Source organism: Cecembia sp. (genome assembly GCF_007126775.1).
GTDB lineage: Bacteria > Bacteroidota > Bacteroidia > Cytophagales > Cyclobacteriaceae > Cecembia.
In genome coordinates this window covers 23867-29866 of sequence record NZ_SLAP01000099.1, presented here as the reverse complement: position 1 = coordinate 29866, position 6000 = coordinate 23867, and the positions used below count along the sequence as shown (strand labels likewise).

Genomic DNA, 6000 nt, shown 5'->3' with positions numbered 1-6000 from the left:
CCTCTAGACCATTTAGAAAACTTTGTATATCCACATTTTTTATATTCAATGCTTTCAATACCGTAGCAGGCTTTGTATTTTTTATAGTTGTCTGGCATTTGTTCAGGGGTGATGCAGGAGCAGCTGGCTACTGGACTCCTATATTCGGGAGTGTTGGTGCCTTGGTCACCACTTTTATTGTCATTCCGATTGTGGCTAGGATGTCCAGAAAGATTGGCAAGAAAAACGCTTTCATGGTATCCCAGGGCATTGCTTTGATAGGTTACACTTCTTTATGGTTCCTTTTTGTACCGGGTAAACCATGGATGTTTATTTTTTCTCTTCCTTTTCACTCTTTTGGTATCGGAAGTCTTTTTGTATTGATGATGTCCATGACTGCCGACGTCATCGATCTTGATGAATTAAATTATGGCGTCCGACGAGAAGGAGTTTTCGGTGCCATTTATTGGTACATGGTGAAGTTCGGATTTGCCATTGCCGGAGGTTTGAGTGGAGTTATATTAACAGTAGTTGGTTTCGATGGAAATGCGGCTGTACAGCCCGAAGGTGCCATCACTGGTCTACGCTTGTTCTTTTCCGGCCTTCCAATGCTGGGAACAATCATCGCTATGTACCTTATGCATGATTATGATGTTGATGAAGCAAGAGCCAATCAGATCCGTGCTGAATTACAGGCCCGAAAAAACACCAAACCCATAGATATCACCTCTATTTATCAAAATAAGGATGCTTTATTTCTTACTCAAAACAAGACCTTGGAAACAGATTTTGATTTTTCCAATAACCCTTCTATAGAAATAAAAAAAGCATTTAGTAATATACTCAATACGGGGCTTCATGGCATTTGCTTCAGTCCTTATCAAGAAGGGCAAAGCATTGGAGAAAATCTAACAGAGGAACAGATAAAGAGGAGGATGGAAATCATTGCTCCCCATACTCAATGGATCCGCTCATTTTCCTGTACGCAGGGAAATGAATTTATTCCAAAAACAGCACGCGCCAAAGGCTTAAAGACGATGGTTGGGGCGTGGATTGACGGCAACAAGGAAAATAATGAAAAGGAAATCGAATCCTTAATCCATTTGGCCAATCAGGGATTGGTTGATATTGCTGTGGTTGGAAATGAGGTATTGCTTAGGAAAGAACTAACAGAAGATGAATTATTGGCTTACCTCCATCAGGTGAAACAAGCCATTCCTGATATTCCAATAGGTTATGTGGATGCCTATTATCAGTTCAAAGAATATCCTGCGCTGGTGGATGCTTGCGATGTGGTTTTGGTCAACTGCTATCCTTTCTGGGAAGGCAGCCATATTACCCATGCATCTGCTCATTTGAAGGAAATGTACTCCCTTGCTCGGAATGTGGCGAATGGCAAAAAAGTAATCATCACAGAAACAGGCTGGCCAAATCAAGGTACAGGGAATAAAGAGGCCCTTCCATCAATGCAAAATGCTATGCATTACTTTATCAATATTCATAATTGGTCTCAACAGGAAAATGTGGAAATGTTTTACTTTTCTTCCTTCGATGAATCCTGGAAGGTAAGACATGAAGGAGATGTGGGACAAGCTTGGGGACTATGGGATAAAAATGAAAACTTAAAATACCAATAGAGATGTCATTTAAAGCTGAGAAAATTATGGCGCTTGCAGGGAAAAACCTGCAAGGTTTGTCTTCAAATGAGTTAATTGAAATTTACAGGGAAATGATCCAAGCTGGTATGCATGGTCTATGCTTTAGTCCATATGTGGAAGGTCAGCAACCTGGAGATCAACTTACTGAAGCGCAGGTTCGCAGTAGACTGGAGGTTATCAGACCTTACACCAAATGGGTGCGTTCTTTCTCCTGTACAGAGGGCAACGAACTCATTCCAAAAATTGCCAAAGAATTCGGAATCAAAACATTGGTAGGAGCTTGGTTGGGAAAGAATGAAGAGATCAATCGGAAGGAAGTGGAAAACCTGATCAAACTTGCTAAAGAGGGCTATGTTGATATTGCAGCTGTAGGCAATGAAGTCATGTACCGAAAAGACCTGACTGAGGATCAGTTGTTGGAATTTATTCTCAAAGTGAAGAATGCGATTCCAGGAGTCCCTGTAGGCTATGTGGATGCATATTATGAATTTGAACACCGACCTGGAATTACCGAGGCCTGTGATGTAATTCTTGCAAATTGTTACCCATTCTGGGAAGGTTGTGCATTGGAATACTCCCTATTGTATATCAAGGATATGTACCAAAGGGCATTAAGGGCAGGAAATGGTAAAAAGGTGATCATTACAGAGACAGGATGGCCAAGCCAGGGAACAAACCTTTACGGTGCTGTTCCCTCTGATGAAAACTTTATGAAATACTTTATAAATATCCAAAATTGGTCAAAAGAAGAGTCCATAGACATTCACTATTTCTCTTCTTTTGACGAATCCTGGAAAGTGGGTACAGAAGGCGATGTAGGGGCTTATTGGGGATTGTGGGATAAGGATGAGAAATTGAAGTATTAGTACTCCATTATCAGAATTAAGCGCCATAAATATTTTAATACTCTTATTCCCCTCACGCTTATATCCTCTTATGGAGATAAGCTTTCTATGCCATTGCTTTGATGCTTTGGATTAAGCATGAAAATCAGGGTTGTTAGCTATGGGGAATACAATCTAAGTCCACCATTCACCTCAACTTAAAACTGCCTACATAATAATCCAAATCCACCTTCACCTCAGACCTTTGATCGACTTTCAGTTCTGCCCATTTTGTAGTAGGAAAAACGCGGATTTTAATTTCCCCCAATTCCAGGTCAACGGGCATGTCAAATGAAGTGATACAATTGGTCCAGCGGAAATTTAGGGTATTTTCATCGGAAAAATAATGTTCCAGTACAGGCAAAGAACTGTTTCTTAAATATTGGTCAAAAAATGCAGAAAGATCAATTCCAATTTCTTGGGCTATATAATTTTCCACCTGTTCGGTGGCAACGGTCTGATGATAGAATTCACTGTTGAGGCCTCTTAGTATACTTCTCCATTTTTCATCGTCATTGGTGATCTCTCTAAGGGTATTCAGGATGTTTCCTCCTTTGTAGTACATATCACCCGAACCTCGGTGGTTGACGGAATACCTACCGATAATGGGCAGTTTGTTGTCAATTCGTGTACGGGTTCCACGTACATACTCCTGCCCTGCTTCCTTTCCATAGAAATAATCCACAAATAGACTTTCAGAATAATTGGTAAAACTCTCGTGGATCCACATATCCGCCACGTCTTTGTAAGTGATGTTGTTGGCAAACCACTCATGTCCGGATTCATGGATGATAATGAAGTCGAATTTCATACCCCAGCCTGTTCCACTTAGGTCAGTTCCCAGGTAACCATTTTCAAAACCATTTCCATAGGTAATGGAACTTTGGTGTTCCATGCCCAAGTAGGGTGCCTCTACCAGTTTATAGCTGTCTTCATAAAAAGGATAAGGGCCAAACCAATGTTCGAAAGCTTCCATCATCCGTACTGCATCACGAAACTGTATTTTGGCTTTTTCCAGATTATCACGGAGTACATAATACTCCATATCCAACTCCCCTTTTTCCCCTTGATATTTTTCAGAAAAATGGACATAATCTCCAATGTTGATATTCACACCATAATCATTTATGGGATTGCTGACAAACCAATGAAAAGTATCTGTATGCTCCTTCCTGTCCAGTTTTCTTAATCTGCCATTCGAAATATTCATGAGACCTCTGGGTACTGTAACACTGATCATCATACTGTCCACCTCATCTGCTGGATGGTCTTTGCTTGGCCACCAAACACTGGACCCTATTCCTTGATTAGAAGAAGCGATAAAATGCTTGCCATTATTATCTTTTTGCCAAGTGATACCGCCATCCCAAGGTGGCCTGACAGCTTCTTTAGGTTGGCCTTCATAGTAGATTACCAGCTCTTCAAATTTTCCGGGAATTTGTTTTTTTACCAAATGAATAAAATGCGCTGCTCCTTCCTTGCTAATTTTCAGTTTTTCCCCGTCTTGAGTGACAGCTGTCATCATCATTGGGTCTTGTAAGTCAACCTGCATGAGCTGATGTTCGCTGCTTACCTTATACCTTATGGTATTGGTTCCTGATATGCTTTTTCTTTCTGGAAAAACCTGAATATCCAAATGGTAATAATTCAGATCCCACCAGGCCCTTTCCGGAGTAATACTACCTCTTAAGCTATCTGCCCTTGTGAATCTTTGTTGGGAAAAGGAAAGAGACAGAACGAAAAAAAAGGAAAAGGATAGAAGTAACCGGGGCATAAGCTTCGTACTAAAGGTTGAAAGAAAGGTTGACTTACAATAATAATAAATGCATTGAAGGGCAGGCCAAAAACATACAAATTTATTCATTTTTTGTAGTTCATTTCTTCGCTTCATCCAATACCAGATCAATATTCTTCCAACTCCCTTTCAAGGACTCATCAATCATACGATTCCATCTTTCTTGTGCATCAGTGTCCATTCCATGTCTGGTCTGCTTATCGTAAATTTCCTGAAGTCTGTTCATTTCCCTGTAAGCTTCAAAATAGAGGTCATTGATCGTGGCCTCATACCATTCAGGAGTGAGTTCTGCTTGATTTAGCCTCTTTATCAATCTGTCCGCAACAATACGTACTATATCAAAATGGCGCTGTTCATGATTCAGCGCATAATCACTGGGATTTTTTACCCAGGATTGCGAGGGAATCATATAAACATCAAGCTCCAAACGCTGTACGATTTCACCGGATTCCACCATAGACTTGCCCTGCACAGAAAAACTTGTAAAAATACTGGCATTGAAACGGCTGCTTCTTTGGGGGAATTCCTTGAAATCTGACCAAACCAATGGACGCTTGGATGAATAATACACCGTGTCCGAGTTACTTGTTTTAGGTGTATCAATAATCTCCAGTCTAACAGACCTTGCCAAATCCCGGTTTTCCATGACCTGCATTTTCATCCAGGTATCAAAATAGTTCAAGCTATTGTGGAATACCCTGTTGACAACATTTTCGATCATGTCCATTCTGTTGAGAGATCTTCTGTACTGGGCGGAACCAGTATAATCAACCAGGTGCACCAGTTCCGAATTTTCCTTTTTAAAAAATCCTATAACCAGCTCAATATTGCCCTCATAAATATTATTTCCTGAGATCGGTTTTTCTGATACCCCAAGGCTATAAATTCTGGCTTGGATATGGAGTGGCTTATCAGGAATTGCTTGCACACTTGACCTGAAAAAACCCATTAAAGATTGATCGAAGGAGTTTTGAAAAGTCACCTTACGCTTTTGGCCTTTGAAATAATGGACCTCACCTATGCTGCTTTTATTAGCTCTCAGATCAATAGCCTCTACAATTTTATAACCAGTTGACTGCAAAGGGACCTCGATAGGCCTTAAACTGACCTTGAGTTCTTGGCCTGCCACAGGTAGCATGAAACCAAGTAAGCAAACAAATAAAAATAAGGTTTTCACTTAATCATTTAGATTTTCCATCATTAATCGGAAATCGTATTGTAAATCTTCATGCAAACCCGATATCAACTTTTCTGCCTTTCCTAACTGAATTTTATAAAGGTTGTCAATTACAGGGTGTCTGAATTCCAGGTATCCATACAGCTTCATTTTTTCGCAAAAATACAGAATCAGTTCGGCCTGCGCTTCTTTGTTTTTACTTAACTTCAGGTTTTTATTCAGTTTTCTGCGTATAGCTTGCGCCGACTTTTTGGCCACATGGTAATGTTTGGTATTGGCATCCATAAAAGCCAGATCCAATTCTTCTTTGACCATTTCAATAAATAGACGGGGATTATCTCTTTCAAATAATTTAAAAAAAAGATACGCTTTATTGTCTCTGCTGAACTTGCTCAGGTCCATGACCACTTCGATAAGTTCCTTTTCATTCAGGTACTTGAGTTCTTTTTTAATATCAGCCAAAGAGGGTATTCTCATACTTTGGGGAAAGCTGTATTATAGAAATAA

Annotated in this window: 5 protein-coding genes; 2 read left to right on the top strand and 3 right to left on the bottom strand. The window is 40.1% G+C overall.

The features are described 5' to 3' along the window. Positions 1-1616 (top strand): MFS transporter (locus tag QZT73_RS06340; RefSeq protein WP_291787233.1); only part of this gene is annotated, 1616 nt, incomplete at its 5' end. A 2-nt stretch (positions 1617-1618) separates the two neighbouring features. Further along, positions 1619-2503, top strand: coding sequence for a glycosyl hydrolase family 17 protein (locus QZT73_RS06335; RefSeq protein ID WP_291787230.1), 885 nt, complete (start codon positions 1619-1621; stop codon positions 2501-2503). A 166-nt stretch (positions 2504-2669) separates the two neighbouring features. On the opposite strand, the gene QZT73_RS06330 is transcribed toward QZT73_RS06335, so the two are convergent. The 3 genes from QZT73_RS06330 to QZT73_RS06320 all read right to left on the bottom strand — a co-directional run bounded on the left by QZT73_RS06330 (position 2670) and on the right by QZT73_RS06320 (position 5970). Further along, complete coding sequence (locus tag QZT73_RS06330; protein WP_291784590.1) at positions 2670-4295, bottom strand: M1 family metallopeptidase; 1626 nt, start codon at positions 4293-4295, stop codon at positions 2670-2672. 100 nt (positions 4296-4395) lie between these two features. Further along, positions 4396-5493, bottom strand: coding sequence for a hypothetical protein (locus tag QZT73_RS06325; protein ID WP_291784588.1), 1098 nt, complete (start codon positions 5491-5493; stop codon positions 4396-4398). Continuing rightward, positions 5494-5970, bottom strand: coding sequence for a hypothetical protein (locus QZT73_RS06320; protein WP_291784586.1), 477 nt, complete (start codon positions 5968-5970; stop codon positions 5494-5496). Between the last annotated feature and the right edge of the window lie 30 nt (positions 5971-6000).